This is a genomic window from Cupriavidus sp. FW305-26 (assembly GCF_058787975.1).
The window spans coordinates 1-13549 of sequence record NZ_JBYTAH010000028.1 but is presented as its reverse complement, the minus strand read 5'-3'; the positions used below and the strand labels follow the sequence as shown (position 1 = coordinate 13549).

General features: G+C 68.1%; 12 protein-coding genes. 4 read left to right on the top strand and 8 right to left on the bottom strand.

Annotated features, from left to right (window positions below; genetic code table 11):
- Window positions 1-6: 6 nt before the first annotated feature.
- The gene (locus AC3WQZ_RS16710; protein ID WP_492300899.1) at window positions 7-1707 is read right to left on the bottom strand and encodes a vWA domain-containing protein; all 1701 of its coding nucleotides are present in this window, start codon (window positions 1705-1707) and stop codon (window positions 7-9) included.
- 204 nt (window positions 1708-1911) lie between these two features.
- On the opposite strand from AC3WQZ_RS16710, the gene ggt reads away from it, so the two are divergent.
- Window positions 1912-3801, top strand: a complete 1890-nt coding sequence (gene ggt, locus AC3WQZ_RS16705; protein ID WP_492300898.1) for a gamma-glutamyltransferase — start codon at window positions 1912-1914, stop codon at window positions 3799-3801.
- A 69-nt stretch (window positions 3802-3870) separates the two neighbouring features.
- Here ggt and AC3WQZ_RS16700 read toward each other — a convergent pair whose 3' ends face one another.
- The 4 genes from AC3WQZ_RS16700 to AC3WQZ_RS16685 all read right to left on the bottom strand — a co-directional run bounded on the left by AC3WQZ_RS16700 (window position 3871) and on the right by AC3WQZ_RS16685 (window position 8152).
- Entirely contained in the window at window positions 3871-4947 is a 1077-nt protein-coding gene (locus AC3WQZ_RS16700; RefSeq protein WP_010809084.1) for a phosphotransferase, read from the bottom strand.
- A 60-nt stretch (window positions 4948-5007) separates the two neighbouring features.
- A complete protein-coding gene (locus AC3WQZ_RS16695) occupies window positions 5008-5733 on the bottom strand; it encodes a histidine phosphatase family protein (RefSeq protein WP_492300897.1) in 726 nt (241 codons plus the stop codon).
- Between the two features lie 82 nt (window positions 5734-5815).
- A complete protein-coding gene (locus AC3WQZ_RS16690; protein ID WP_010809082.1) occupies window positions 5816-6595 on the bottom strand; it encodes an oxepin-CoA hydrolase, alternative type in 780 nt (259 codons plus the stop codon).
- 33 nt (window positions 6596-6628) lie between these two features.
- The gene (locus AC3WQZ_RS16685; RefSeq protein ID WP_011614878.1) at window positions 6629-8152 is read right to left on the bottom strand and encodes a 3-hydroxyacyl-CoA dehydrogenase; all 1524 of its coding nucleotides are present in this window, start codon (window positions 8150-8152) and stop codon (window positions 6629-6631) included.
- Between the two features lie 189 nt (window positions 8153-8341).
- Here AC3WQZ_RS16685 and AC3WQZ_RS16680 point away from each other — a divergent pair, with 189 nt between their 5' ends.
- The gene (locus AC3WQZ_RS16680; protein WP_010809080.1) at window positions 8342-8983 is read left to right on the top strand and encodes a glutathione S-transferase; all 642 of its coding nucleotides are present in this window, start codon (window positions 8342-8344) and stop codon (window positions 8981-8983) included.
- A gap of 72 nt (window positions 8984-9055) precedes the next feature.
- On the opposite strand, the gene AC3WQZ_RS16675 is transcribed toward AC3WQZ_RS16680, so the two are convergent.
- A complete protein-coding gene (locus AC3WQZ_RS16675; protein WP_011614879.1) occupies window positions 9056-10237 on the bottom strand; it encodes a pyridoxal phosphate-dependent aminotransferase in 1182 nt (393 codons plus the stop codon).
- A gap of 83 nt (window positions 10238-10320) precedes the next feature.
- Window positions 10321-10848 carry a PIN domain-containing protein gene (locus tag AC3WQZ_RS16670; protein ID WP_010809078.1) on the bottom strand — a complete coding sequence of 176 codons (528 nt, stop codon included), beginning with the start codon at window positions 10846-10848 and terminating at the stop codon, window positions 10321-10323.
- Between the two features lie 49 nt (window positions 10849-10897).
- Between AC3WQZ_RS16670 and yaaA the strand changes: the two genes are divergently transcribed.
- Window positions 10898-11683 carry a peroxide stress protein YaaA gene (yaaA, locus tag AC3WQZ_RS16665; protein ID WP_010809077.1) on the top strand — a complete coding sequence of 262 codons (786 nt, stop codon included), beginning with the start codon at window positions 10898-10900 and terminating at the stop codon, window positions 11681-11683.
- 26 nt (window positions 11684-11709) lie between these two features.
- Entirely contained in the window at window positions 11710-12852 is a 1143-nt protein-coding gene (locus AC3WQZ_RS16660; protein ID WP_010809076.1) for a M14 family metallopeptidase, read from the top strand.
- Between the two features lie 80 nt (window positions 12853-12932).
- Here AC3WQZ_RS16660 and AC3WQZ_RS16655 read toward each other — a convergent pair.
- A partial coding sequence (locus AC3WQZ_RS16655; RefSeq protein WP_492300895.1) for a BspC domain-containing protein occupies window positions 12933-13549 on the bottom strand: 617 nt, incomplete at its 5' end.

The window sequence follows — 13549 nt, the reverse complement described above, 5'->3', positions numbered from 1 at the left end:
CTGGTGTCAGCGTGCCGCACGCTCGGCCGGCCCGCCGCTGGTAGCGCCGGCCGGACTGGCCGTGGCCAGGCTCTGTGCCAGGTCCACCAGCTTGAGGAACTCGCCCCGATAGCCAAAGCGGTCGGTCCCGCGGGCGCCCTGGGCCAGCGCGTGGGCATCGGCGTAGCGCCAGTCGCCGGTGAACTTGCCGCCGCGCAGCACCTGACCGAAACCGGCCACCGCCGCGGCAAAGCGGAAGTCGTCATCGCCTTGCGCCAGCGGACGGATGGCCTGCCGCACGACGGTGATGTCCATCAACTGGCTGGTGCTGGCGGCAGGCAGCTTGTAGCGCAGCTTGATGTGCGCGAGCTCGCCGTCGCGCCCCGGCGCGGGTGCGGCCGGCTGGTAGCGCAGCGGATCGACCAGCCCGGCCTGGCCGGCCAGCGTCAGCTCATACAGCGCCGTCACGTTGTGGCCCGCGCCGATATCGCCGGCATCGACCTTGTCGTTGTTGAAGTCCTCGCGCGCCAGCATGCGGTTCTCATAGCCGATCAGGCGATACTCCTTCACCGTGGCCGGATTGAATTCCACCTGGATCTTCACGTCGCGCGCGATGGTGGCCAGGGTCGAGCTGATCTCGCTGACCAGCACCTTGTTGCCTTCCATCAGGTTGTCGATATACGAATAGGCGCCGTCGCCGGCATCGGCCAGCTGCTCCATCAGCTGCTCGTTGTAGTTGCCGGTGCCGAAACCGAGCGTGGACAGCGATACGCCCGACTTGCGTTTCTCTTCCACCATGCTCTTGAGTTGCCGGAAGTCGGTCACGCCCACATTGAAGTCGCCGTCGGTGGCCAGCAGCACGCGGTTGATGCCGCCGGCGATAAAGCTCTGCTGCGCGGCCTGATAGGCCAGCGCGATGCCGCTGGCGCCGGCGGTGCTGCCCCCGGCCACGAGCTGGTCGATGGCGGCGCTGATGGCGGTCTTGTCGCTGCCCGGCGTGGGTGGCAGCGCCACGCGCGTGCCGCTGGCATAGGTGACCAGCGTGATGCGGTCCTGCGGCCGCAGCTTGTTCACCAGCAGCTTGAGCGAGGACTTCAGCAGCAGCAGCTTGTCCGGCGAATTCATCGAACCCGACACATCCACCAGGAATACCAGGTTGGCGGGCGGCAGCGCGCCGCTGGCCATGTCCTTGCCCTTGATGCCGATGCGCAGCAGCACATTGGCCGGGTGCCAGGGCGCGGGCGCCAGCGCGGCATGCACGGCGAACGGGCGGCCGTCGGCGGGCTGGGCATAGTCATAGGGGAAGTAGTTCAGCAACTCCTCCACGCGCACCGCATCCGCCGGCGGCATGCGTCCGGCATTGAGCATGCGGCGCATATTGCTGTAGCTGCCGGTATCGACATCGATGCTGAAGGTGGATACCGGCGCCTGCGCCACCAGCCTGACGCCGTTTTCCTCGATGGCGCCGTAGCGTTCGCGCTCGGCTGGTACCGGCGGTGGAAGGTGGTAGGGCATCGCCAGCGGGGCGCGCGGGGCGATGGCGTGCATTTCCATGGCGGGTGCCACCTGGCCAGCCTTGGCGGCGTGGTCGTGCGTGGGCGCCGGGGCCGCGGGCGGCGGCACAGGCTGGGCCACTTCCGGGGGAAGCGACGGCGAATGCCCGCCGCAAGCCGACAACACCAGAGCGGCGGCAAAACTGGAAATGATGGCCGGTGCGCGAAGTTGCATATTGTTCTCCTGAGCGGCCGCGGGGCGGGTTCTCGGTCATGACGGCCTGTCGATGAAACGGTGCTGGCGAGAGGTCGGGGTTAAGCCGGGAGAATTTTTTTGCACCTGCATGTGGCTCCCTCATGTGGCGGCAGTCAGACTTTCTTGCCCCAGGATGCTCCGATCGCCACTACAATCGTTTGATCCTTCCCCAGGAGATATCGCATGGCTCACCCTGACCTCTCTTCGATGGCGTGGCGCGGCGCGCTGGCCCTTGCCCTGACTGCGCTGCTCGGTGCTTGTGGTACCCAGGGCGGAGGGACCGCCGCGCCCGCCGCGCCCGCAGCGCCGGCCGCGCCGTCGGCCACGACACCGCCTGCCGCGATGCCGCCGGCCCCGGAAGTTGCCTCCGGGTATCGCCCGGGCATGTCCACCGTCTACGCGCAGCGCCACATGGCTGCCGCGGCCAACCCGTTGGCGAGCGAGGCCGGGCGCGCCATCCTGCGCCAGGGCGGCTCGGCCATCGACGCCGCCATCGCGATGCAGGCCGTGCTGACGCTGGTCGAGCCGCAGGCCACCGGCATCGGCGGCGGTGCCTTCATCATGTACTGGGACGGCAAGAACGTTCAGGCCTTCGACGGCCGCGAGACCGCCCCTGCCGGCGCCACCGAAAACCTGTTCCTGCGCCCCGACGGCAAGCCCATGGAGTTCAGCGAGGCCCAGATCGGGGGACGCTCCGTCGGCACGCCCGGCGTGATGCGCGCGCTGGAAATGGCACACCAGAAGCACGGCCGCCTGCCGTGGGCCAAGCTGTTCCAGCCCGCCATCGACCTGGCCGAGAAGGGCTTCCCGATCTCGCAGCGGCTGTACACGCAGGTGGCTGCCGACAAGTTCCTGGCCAATTCGCCGGAGATGGCCGCGTACTTCCTGGATGCACAGGGCAAGCCCAAGCCGGCCGGCACGGTGCTGAAGAACCCGAAGCTGGCGCAGACCCTGCGCGATGTCGCCCGGCGCGGTGCCGGCGTGCTCTACAACGGGCCGATCGCGCGCGATATCGTCGCCAAGGTCAACGGCGGCAGCAATGCCGGCTCGCTGTCGCTGGCTGACCTGGGCAGCTACCGGGCCAAGCAGCGCGTGCCGGTCTGTACCGACTACAAGCGCTGGAAGATCTGCGGCATGCCGCCGCCGTCGTCGGGCGGCATCGCCATCGCGCAGATCCTGGGCACGTTGCAGGCGCTCGAGACCAAGAATCCCAAGTACGCGCTGGCCGCGCTCAAGCCGCAGGGCGTGAATACGCCGGCGGTGATGGAGGCCAATCCCGACGCGGTCCACGCGATCTCCGAAGCCGACCGCCTGGCCTACGCCGACCGTGGCCTGTACGTGGCCGATGCCGACTTCGTGCCAGTCAACGTGACCGGCCTGGTCAGCCCGTCCTACCTTGCCACGCGCGCGGAGCTGATCGGCGACAAGAGCATGGGCAAGGCCCAGCCGGGGGTGCCGCCGGGCACGGCGATGGCCTACGCGCCCGACCGTTCACCGCCGCGCGTCTCCACCTCGCAGATCGTTGCGGTCGATGGCCGCGGCGGGGCGATTTCAATGACCACCACGATCGAGTCGTACTTCGGCTCCCATCTGATGGTGCGCGGCTTCATGCTGAACAACCAGCTGACCGATTTCTCCTTCGTGCCGAGCGAGAACGGCAAGCCGGTGGCCAACCGCGTGCAGCCGGGCAAGCGCCCGCGCTCGTCGATGGCGCCGACGCTGGTGTTCGACCGCGAGAGCGGCCAGCTGGTCGCCACGGTCGGTTCGCCGGGCGGCTCGCAGATCATCGAGTATGTGTCCAAGACCCTGGTCGGCATGCTGGACTGGAACATGGACGTGCAGGCCGCCATCGGCATGGGCAACTTCGGCAGCCGCAACGGCCCGACCGAGGTGGAGAAGGGGCTGGTCTCGCCGGGCCTGGTGCAGGCACTGCAGCAGCGCGGCCACCAGGTGGCCGAGATCGAGATGACCAGCGGCACGCAGGCGATCATGCGCAAGCAGGGGCCTGACGGCAAGGTGGTGTGGGCCGGTGGTGCGGACCCGCGGCGGGAAGGGGTGGCGCTGGGGGATTGAGCGTCGCGCGATGCAGATGAAAAACGGGCGCCTCGGCGCCCGTCTTCTTTTGCTGCAGCAGTTGCCGCGTCAGCCCTTCGCCTTCTGTGCGTACTGCCACCCCATCTCCGCCATCGGCCGCGCGCGCTTGCCTGCGTCCAGCGCCTGCGCCGACGACGCGGTGCCGTCCACCACGCGCTTCATGATCCCCTGCAGGATGCCGGCGATGCGGAACATGCTGAAGGCCAGATAGAAGTTCCAGTCGCCCGTGATCGGGCGGCCGGTGCGCTGCTCGTACAGGCGGCGGTAGCTGGCTTCGTCGGGGATGCCCAGCGCGGCGAAGTCAACGCCGGCAATGCCGCGGAACTGGCCCGGGGCGATATGCCAGCTCATGCAGTGATAGCTGAAGTCGGCCATCGGGTGGCCCAGCGTGGACAGTTCCCAGTCCAGCACCGCCAGCACGCGCGGCTCGGTCGGGTGGAACATCAGGTTGTCCAGCCGGTAGTCGCCGTGCACGATCGAGGTCAGGTCGGCGTCTTCCTGCGGGATATGCTGCGGCAGCCAGTCCATCAGCGCGTCCATCGACGGGATCGATTCGGTCTCGGACAGCTTGTACTGCTTGGTCCAGCGCTCGATCTGGCGCTGGAAGTAGTTGCCGGGCTTGCCGTAGTCGCCCAGGCCGATGGCGTTGTAGTCGACCGTGTGCAGCGCGGCGATGACGCGGTTCATCTCGTCGTAGATGGCGCTGCGCTCGGCGGTGCTCATGCCCGGCAGCGACTGGTCCCACAGCACGCGGCCGGCGACGAACTCCATGATGTAGAAGGCGCGGCCGATCACGGACTCGTCCTCGCACAGCGCGTACATGCGCGCCACCGGCACGTCGCTGCCGGCCAGCGCGGCCATCACGCGGTATTCGCGCTCGATCGCGTGCGCCGAAGGCAGCAGCTTGCTCTTGGGGCCGGGCTTGGCGCGCATCACGTAGGTCTGGCCCGGCGTGACCAGCTTGAAGGTCGGGTTGGACTGGCCGCCCTTGAACTGCTCCACGGTCAGCGGGCCGGCAAAGCCCTCCACGTGCTGGCGCATCCAGGCTTCCAGCGCGTCGGTGTCGAAGCGCTGCTGGTCCGCTACCGGGCGCGTGCCCTCGAAGTGCGATACGTTGCTGGTCATGCTGTCTCCGTTGGTTTTCTGTTCGGTATCGGTTGGGATTCGATCAAGTCCGCGGCGCGCTCAGCCCTGCGGCTGGCGTCCGCGCAAATACTGGTGCAGCAGCACTTCCATGGTGGTGTGGCGCGTGCCGCTGTGCACGGGCGTGGGCGGCGAGTAGTTGGTCATGCGCACCACCCAGTCGAGCGGGCCGTCGCCCATGTCGAGCACATTGATGCAGCCCGCGGTCTGCAGCAGCGAGCTGAAGAACACGCGCCGCCCGCAGGTGATGGCCTGCGACAGGATGGCGCGGTTGGTGCCGCCGTGCAGCACCATCAGCGCGGTGTCCCAGTCGGGATCGGCGCGTAGGCGCTCCAGCGCGGGCAGCACGCGGTCGAGGAACTGGCCGATGGTCTCGCCGTTGAGGAAGCGCTTGTCTTCCGGGACTTCGCCTTCGAAGGCGCCGACGAAGGCGTCGCGCAGGTCCTGGTCGGCAATCGCGGACAGGTCGCCGCCGCGGATCTCCTGCAGCGCGGGCCAGACTTCAGGCACGATGCCGTCCATCTCCGGCAGCTCGGCCAGCACGCGCTCCGCGGTCTCCACCGTGCGCGGCAGTCCGCTGACGATGACGCGGTCGAAGCGGATCTGTTCGGCGGCAAAGGCGCGGCCGGCGGCGGTCGCCTGCATGCGACCGGTCTCGTTCAGCGGCACCATCTCGGGCAGGGCAGGGCGCCCGGCCTCGTCGAAATATGAAACGGCACCATGCCGCATCAGGTAGATGCGGCGACGCGAGGGCGGCGGCAGTTCCATGCGTTGTCTCCTTGCATTGTGCGGCATGCCCGTCTGTCGCGGGCTGGCCGTTCGGGTAAAGCCAGGCGTCCGGCGCCCGGCTTCAGAGGTACTGCGGCTTGCGCTTTTCCAGGAAGGCGCTGATGCCTTCGCCGCCGTCGGGGTGGTGCAGCGCGGCGACGAAGCTGTCGCGCTCGGCCAGCAGGTGTTCGGCGCGCGATGCGGTGGCTGCGTGGTTGATCAGGGCCTTGATGCGGCCCACGGCGTGCGGCGACTGGCGGGCAAGGCCAGCGGCCAGGCGCAGGGCCTCGTCCAGGGCCTGGCCCGGCTCGGTGACGCGGTTGACCAGCCCGAACTGCGCCAGCCGCGCCGCGTCCACCGGTTTGCCTTCCATCATCAGCTCGCTGGCCAGCGGGCGCGGCAGCGCGCGTGCGATCTCATACGAGCCGCCGCCGTCGGGCGTGAGCCCCACGGAGACATAGGCCATCACGAACTTGGCATTGCTGGCCGCCACCACGAAATCGCACGCCAGCACCACCGAAAAGCCCGCGCCCGCGGCCGCGCCTTCCACTGCCGCGATGATCGGCTTGGGAAAGGCGTGCAGCGACTCGACCCAGCCGTTCAGCAGGGCGATGCTGGCGGCCTGCACCTCCTGCGGCTGGCTGCGGTTGCCGAGCAGCCGGTTCAGGTTGCCGCCGGCGCAGAAAATGCCGTCGGCGCCGGTGATGATGACCGCGCGCACCGAGTCATCGGCGGCGGCCTGATCCAGCGCCTGCTGCGAGGCCGCGTAGATGTCCGGGTGCAGCGCATTGCGTGCCTCGGGGTTCGAGATGGTCAGCACCAGGGTCGAATCGACGCGGTGGGAAAGCAACTGTGCGGGCATGGGCGTGGCTCGGTCGGTGGGGCGGTGGCGGGCTTACTGCTCTTCGGCCAGCAGCGACAGGCCCAGGCCGGCACGGCGCCACAGCCACGGGCTCGGGCGGTAGCGCATGTCGCCGGTCAGCGCTTCCATGTTGCGCAGCGTCTCCAGCACCAGTTGCGGGCCGACCGCATCGCCCAGCGCCAGCGGGCCCTTGGGATAACCCAGGCCCAGGTTGACGGCGAGGTCGATGTCCGACGGCGTGGCGATGCGCTGCTGCGCGATATCGCTGGCGATATTGATGATGCAGCAGAGCACGCGCTGCGCGACGAAGCCGGCCGAATCACGGATCACCGTGACCGGCACGCCGTCGCTGGCGAACAGGCCGTGCGCGGCATCGCGGGCGGCGGCGCTGGTGGCCGGCGTGGTCATCAGCGTGCGGCGCTTGGTGGCCTCGAACGGCAGCAGCGTGTCGATGGCAACCGTGCGGGCCGGGTCCAGGCCCTGTTGCAGCGCGCTGGTGGTGGCGTCCAGGCCCAGCGGGGTGACGATGATCAGCGCGTCGGCCGACGGCTTGTTGCCGCCTTCCGGGGTCACGCCCAGCGCGCCCAGCAGCTTGGTCACCATGGCGTGGCCGCGCTCGCTGGCGTGGCTGACCCACACGCTCGACGGACGTGCGCCCGGCACCGCGGCGGCTGCCGGCACCTGCTTCTGGCCATCGGCATACGAATAGAAACCAGCACCCGCCTTGCGGCCGATCAGCCCGCCGACCGCGCGGATCGCGGTGATCGGCGAGGGGCGGTAGCGCGGTTCCTGGTAGAACTGGTTGTAGATCGATTCCATCACCGGGTGCGACACGTCCAGCCCGGTCAGGTCCATCAGCTCGAACGGGCCCATGCGGAAGCCGGCCTGCTCGCGCATGATGTTGTCGATGTCGGCAAATCCGGCCACGCCTTCCTGCGCGACCTTCAGGCCTTCGATATTCATGCCGCGGCCGGCATGGTTGACGATAAAGCCTGGCATGTCCTTGCAGCGCACCGGCGTATGGCCCATGCGGCGCGACAGCGCCATCAGCGCGTCGCCCACCGCGGGGTTGCCCGACAGGCCGTCGATGACCTCGACCACCTTCATCAGCGGCACCGGGTTGAAGAAGTGGTAGCCGGCGATGCGGCCCGGGTGCCTTGAACCCACGGCGATCGCGGTGATCGACAGCGACGACGTGTTGGAGGCAATGACGGCGTCTTCACGCAGGACCGCTTCGAGCTTGGCGATCAGGTCGCGCTTGACCTCCAGCTTCTCGACGATGGCTTCCAGCACCATGTCGCAGCCGGCCAGGTCTTCCAGCGTGCCGCAGGGCTTGACGCGGGCCAGCGTGGCCTCTGCGTCGGCGGCGCTGATCTTGCCCTTGTCGGCGAGCTTGGCCAGCGTGTCCTGCAGGTACTGGCGCGCGGCGGCCACGGCTTGCGGGTTGGCGTCGTACAGGTTGACGGTCAGGCCCGCCTGCGCGGCGATCTGCGCGATGCCCCGGCCCATGGCGCCGGTGCCGACGATACCCAGCGTATCGATGGTGAAAGTGCTCATCAGTTGCCCCAAAAGTTGTGGTTAAATTAGCACGATCGTACGTTTTTTGCACCTTCCGCAACAGTCCGGCGGGGCAGGCGGCGTGCGCTGATCGGCCAGCCGGTACACTGCAGACCCCGGATGGTCCACAATCACCCGACATCCGCACCGTGCGATGCGGGGATCATTCCAATAACGGAGAGAGACGACATGCTGAAGCTCTGCGGTTTTGCCGCCAGCAACTACTACAACAAAGTGAAGCTGGCGCTGCTGGAAAAGAACGTGCCGTTCGAAGAGGTGCTGGCCTGGATCGGCCAGACCGACCTGGCGGCCACGCCCGCGGGCAAGGTGCCCTACATCATCACCGAATCCGGCCCGCTGTGCGAGTCCGAAGCCATCGTCGACTACGTCGAGGCGGCCTATCCGCAGACGCCGCTGCTGCCGCTCGACCCGTACCAGGCCGCCAAGGTGCGCGAGATCGTCGTCTTCATGGAACTGTACCTGGAGCTGACCGCGCGCGAGCTGTACCCCGAGGCATTCTTCGGCGGCAAGGTCAGCGATGGCGTCAAGGACCGCCAGCACAAGCTGCTGACGCGCTATGTCCCCGCCTTCGCCAAGCTGGCGAAGTTCTCGCCGTATATCGCCGGCGACACCTTCACGCTGGCCGACTGCGCCGCCGCGGCGCACCTGCCGCTGGTGTCGTCGTGCACCAAGATCATCTACGGCACCGACCTGCTGGCCGACCTGCCGGTCAAGGACTACCTGAAGACGCTGTCGGCGCGTGAATCGGTGCAGAAGGTCAATGCCGACCGCAAGGCCAATCTTGAGCTGATGGCGAGCCGCAGCAAGTAGTAAGCGAAGCGGCGTGAACTGCCGCATGTGTGAAAAACGCCCGCGAATTCATCGCGGGCGTTTTTGTTTTCATCACAGCCTGGCCAGCCGCTCCAGCGCCAGCGCCAGCGTCTCTTCCTTCTTGGCAAAGCAGAAACGCACCACGCCCGATTCACGCGGCTGCGTGTAGAAGGCCGAGACCGGGATCGCGGCCACGCCGATCTCGCGCGTCAGCCACATGGCGAAGTCGGCCTCGCTCAGGTCGGAAATGGCCGAGTAGTCGACGCACTGGAAGTAGGTGCCGTCCGACGGCAGCAGCTTGAAGCGGCTGTTGGCCAGCCCGGCGCGGAAGAAGTCGCGCTTGGCCTGGTAGAACGCCGACAGCTGCAGGTAGGGCGCGGGATCGGCCATGTAGTCGGCCAGGCCATGCTGCACCGGCGTGTTCACGGTGAACACATTGAACTGGTGCACCTTGCGGAACTCGGCCATCAGCGCGGCCGGCGCGGCCACGTAGCCGACCTTCCAGCCGGTCACGTGATAGGTCTTGCCGAAGCTGGAGATCACGAAGCTGCGGCGCGCAAGCTCAGGATGGCGCGAGACCGAGGCGTGCTGCTGGCCGTCGTAGACCATGTGCTCGTAGACCTCGTCCGAGAGCAGCAGGATGTCGGTGCCGGCCAGGATCTGCGCCAGCTGGTCCATGTCGGCCGCGCGCAGGATCGTGCCGGTGGGGTTGTGCGGCGTGTTGATCAGGATCATGCGCGTGCGCGGCGTGATCGCGGCGGCCAGCTTGTCGAAGGGCACGCGGAATTCCGGCGCTTCCAGCGTGACCGGCACGGCGGTGGCGCCGGCCAGCTCGATCGCGGGCAGGTAGCTGTCGTAGCACGGCTCCAGCACGATCACCTCGTCGCCCGGATGCACCGCGCACAGGATCGCGGTCAGGATGCCCTGGGTGGCCCCGGCGGTGACGGTGATCTCGGTGTCCCAGCTGTACTGGTGGCCATAGAGGCTGGCGATCTTGGCGGCGATGGCCTGGCGCAGGCGCGGCACGCCCGCCATCGGCGGGTACTGGTTATGGCCGGCGCGCATGGCGGCGGTCACGGCATCGACGATCCTGGGGTCGCAGTCGAAGTCCGGGAAGCCCTGGCCCAGGTTGACGGCGTTCTTCTCGGTGGCCAGCGCGGACATCACGGTGAAGATGGTGGTGCCGACTGCGGGCAGGCGCGAGGGCGGCGGGGTCAGCGGCGTCAACTGGGTGTGGGTGGTGTCTGCGGACATGATGCGAACGTGTCGATGCGGTGGGGACGGGATGCGATCAGGCGTGCGGCGCCACCACGTAGGCGGCGCCGGGAGCCGACATTCTAAAGCGGATCGGCGGCGCTGGCGGCGCCAAGCGTGGCCAGCCAGGCGCCGAAGGCCGGCGGCGTCATCACTTCCACGCCGCTGCTGCGGCGCAGGCGGGTGCGCAGCTTGAGCACGGCCTTGTCCTTCGATACCAGGCAGGCGGCGCCGGCAAAGTGCGCCAGCTCAACGAACTTCTGGTCGTCGGTGTCCTTGCAGCGGGGCAGGCGGATGGCGTCGTAGTCGGCCTGCGGCGGCGCGGCTTCCAGGCTGGCGAGGCGGTCGACGGTGGCCAGCGCGGCATCGATATCGATGTCAAAGCGGGCAAATTGCGGATAGGCCAGCACCCGCCGCAGTTCCTCGCGGCAGTCGGCGCGGATCACCGGGGCGATGGTGCCGGCCTCAAGCGCGGTGCGGATCGGCTCCACATGCGGGTCGCGGAAGACCAGCAGGTCCACCCAGATGTTGGAGTCCAGCACCACGCGCGGCGCAGATGTGACGCCGGCGGGGCTGGCGAAGAGGGTGGTTGCGGTGGTGTCGAGGCGCATTCGCTACAATCTTGGCTTGTTTGTCCTTGGCTACTGCCGCGATTTTGCCATGCTCATCGTTTTGTCTCCCGCCAAGTCGCTGGACTACGAGACTCCGCCGCGCCTCAAGACCCATACGCTGCCGCGCTTTATCGACCGTTCCGCCACGCTGATCGAGCGCCTGCGCAAGCTGGCGCCGCAGGATGTGGGCGCGCTGATGGACATCTCCGACAAGCTCGCGGTGCTCAATGTGACGCGCTACGGAGACTGGTCGCCGGAGTTCACCGCGGCCAACAGCAAGCAGGCGGTGCTGGCCTTCAATGGCGACGTCTACGACGGCCTCGACGCGAAAACGCTGTCGGCCGACGACCTCGGCTTTGCGCAGAAGCACCTGCGCATCCTGTCCGGCCTGTACGGCGTGCTGCGCCCGCTGGACTGGATGCAGCCCTACCGGCTGGAGATGGGCACGCGCCTCGACAACGTTGCCGGCAAGGACCTGTACGCGTTCTGGGGCGACGATGTCACGCAGATGATCAACGCCGACATGGCCGCGCTTAGGCAGGAAGGCGCGCCGGTGCTGGTCAACCTGGCCTCGGAAGAATATTTCAAGGTGGTGCGGCCCAAGGTGCTGCAGGCCAGGATCGTCACGCCGGTGTTCGAGGACTGGAAGGGCGGCCGCTACAAGATCATTTCGTTCCACGCCAAGCGCGCGCGCGGCACCATGGCGCGCTACGCCGTGACGCAGCGCGTGACCGAGCCGGAAAAGCTCAAGCGCTTTGCCGAAGACGGCTACGCCTTCGACGCCGCGGCCTCGGATACCACCCGCTGGGTGTTCCGCCGCCGCCTGGAAGACTGAAACCCATCGCCACGAGACTGCCAGCCATGCCTGCCGCCTTGCACATCTCTTCGCAATTCGACTCCGGCGCCATCGAGGTCGAGGCGCTCGACCGCGCCGACGATATCCGCCTGCGCATCCGCGCCGATTCGCACGCCGACTTCCGCCAATGGTTCCATTTCCGCCTGCAGGGCGCGGCGGGGCAGGCGTGCCGGATGCACTTCCTGAACGCCGGCGACTGCACCTACCCGGACGGATGGCGCGACTACCGCGCGGTGGCTTCGTACGACCGCGCCAACTGGTTCCGCGTGCCGACGCGCTTTGACGGCCAGGTGATGACGGTGGAATTCACGCCCGAGCACGACAGCATCTGGTTTGCGTATTTCGAGCCGTATCCGGATGAGCGCCACCTGTCGCTGCTCGCCAGCTGCCAGCGCTCGCCGCTGGCGCGGCTGTCGCACCTGGGCAGCACCGTGGACGGGCGCGACATGACCCGCGTCACGCTGGGCCAGCCCGGCCCCGGCAAGAAGACCATCTGGATGATCGCGCGCCAGCACCCGGGCGAGAGCATGGCCGAATGGTTTGTCGAAGGCGTGCTGCAGCGCCTGACCGGCACCGGCATGTGGGCGGGCGACCCGGTTGCGCGCAAGCTGCTGGAGCGCGCGGTGTTCCATATCGTGCCGAACATGAACCCGGACGGCTCGGCGCGCGGCAACCTGCGCACCAACGCCGCCGGCGCCAACCTGAACCGCGAGTGGATGGCGCCGAGCCCGGATACCAGCCCCGAGGTCTACCACGTGCGCCGCGCCATCGAGGCCAGCGGCTGCGACATGTTCTTCGACATCCATGGCGACGAGGGACTGCCGTACAACTTCGTCGCCGGCAGCGAGATGCTGCCGGGCTTTACCGAGGCGCGCCGGCGCGAGCAGCAGCGCTTTATCGAGGCCTTCAAGCGGGTCTCGCCGGATTTCCAGGATGTGCACGGCTACGCGGCCAGCAAGTACAACGCGGATGCGCTCAAGCTGGCGTCCAAGTACATCGGGCATACCTTCGGCTGCCTGGCGCTGACGCTGGAGATGCCGTTCAAGGACAATGCCGACCTGCCGGATCCGGCGGTCGGCTGGAACGGCGCGCGCAGCGCGCTGCTGGGGACGGCGATGCTGCAGGCGATCCTGGACTACCTGGGCTGAGCCAACGCAAACGGCCCAACCGGACGAAACCGGGTGGGCCGGAACGGCGTTGGCGCGGACGCGGTGCGCCCGCTTTGCGCCTATTGCTTCTTCCTGGCCTTGCTGGTCGTCTTGGCCGAGCCGGAGGTGGACTTGGCGCTCGTTGACTTCGACGACCTGGACGCCGTCGCCTTGCTTGACTTCGATGCCGTGCTCTTGCCCTTGGCCCCCTTGCGGCTCTTGCTTGCCGAAGCTTGCGTAGCAGCAGGCACGGCCGGCGCGGCAGCCGGTTCGCTGATGGTGGCGCCGCCGCTGTCCAGCAGCTCATACGCCAGCATCATCCCGTCGTCATAACCGCAGCGCACCTTCACCGGCTGCCAGTCGTCGCTGCCGCGGCGCTTGTGCGCGGTGGCGGCGAAGGTGACCACCGAGCTGACCGGTACGGCCTGCTTGCCGGGCGAGAAGCGTCCGCTCCATGGCTCGGTCGTGGCCTGTCCCGCGGCGAGCGCGCCGGTGGGGATCTTCAATGCATCGTAGCTGGCCGAGCGCGGCACCACCCAGCTGGCGTGGGCGGCGCAGTCCGCCACGTCGCTGGTGGCGTTCTCGGTCTTCATCAGTTGTTCGCGCATGCGGGTCCGGTACTCGGACAGGCTGACGCGGCCGCGGTCGGGCAGGGTGACGGTCTTGGTGGGTGGCGTGGGAGTGGCGGGTGCCGGGG

What these genes read in the sequence shown, in the direction of transcription:
- AC3WQZ_RS16710 (WP_492300899.1), bottom strand. Translation starts at nt 1,707, where the DNA reads ATGCAACTTCGCGCACCGGCCATCATTTCCAGTTTTGCCGCCGCTCTG.
- ggt (WP_492300898.1), top strand. Translation starts at nt 1,912, where the DNA reads ATGGCTCACCCTGACCTCTCTTCGATGGCGTGGCGCGGCGCGCTGGCC.
- AC3WQZ_RS16700 (WP_010809084.1), bottom strand. Translation starts at nt 4,947, where the DNA reads ATGACCAGCAACGTATCGCACTTCGAGGGCACGCGCCCGGTAGCGGAC.
- AC3WQZ_RS16695 (WP_492300897.1), bottom strand. Translation starts at nt 5,733, where the DNA reads ATGGAACTGCCGCCGCCCTCGCGTCGCCGCATCTACCTGATGCGGCAT.
- AC3WQZ_RS16690 (WP_010809082.1), bottom strand. Translation starts at nt 6,595, where the DNA reads ATGCCCGCACAGTTGCTTTCCCACCGCGTCGATTCGACCCTGGTGCTG.
- AC3WQZ_RS16685 (WP_011614878.1), bottom strand. Translation starts at nt 8,152, where the DNA reads ATGAGCACTTTCACCATCGATACGCTGGGTATCGTCGGCACCGGCGCC.
- AC3WQZ_RS16680 (WP_010809080.1), top strand. Translation starts at nt 8,342, where the DNA reads ATGCTGAAGCTCTGCGGTTTTGCCGCCAGCAACTACTACAACAAAGTG.
- AC3WQZ_RS16675 (WP_011614879.1), bottom strand. Translation starts at nt 10,237, where the DNA reads ATGTCCGCAGACACCACCCACACCCAGTTGACGCCGCTGACCCCGCCG.
- AC3WQZ_RS16670 (WP_010809078.1), bottom strand. Translation starts at nt 10,848, where the DNA reads ATGCGCCTCGACACCACCGCAACCACCCTCTTCGCCAGCCCCGCCGGC.
- yaaA (WP_010809077.1), top strand. Translation starts at nt 10,898, where the DNA reads ATGCTCATCGTTTTGTCTCCCGCCAAGTCGCTGGACTACGAGACTCCG.
- AC3WQZ_RS16660 (WP_010809076.1), top strand. Translation starts at nt 11,710, where the DNA reads ATGCCTGCCGCCTTGCACATCTCTTCGCAATTCGACTCCGGCGCCATC.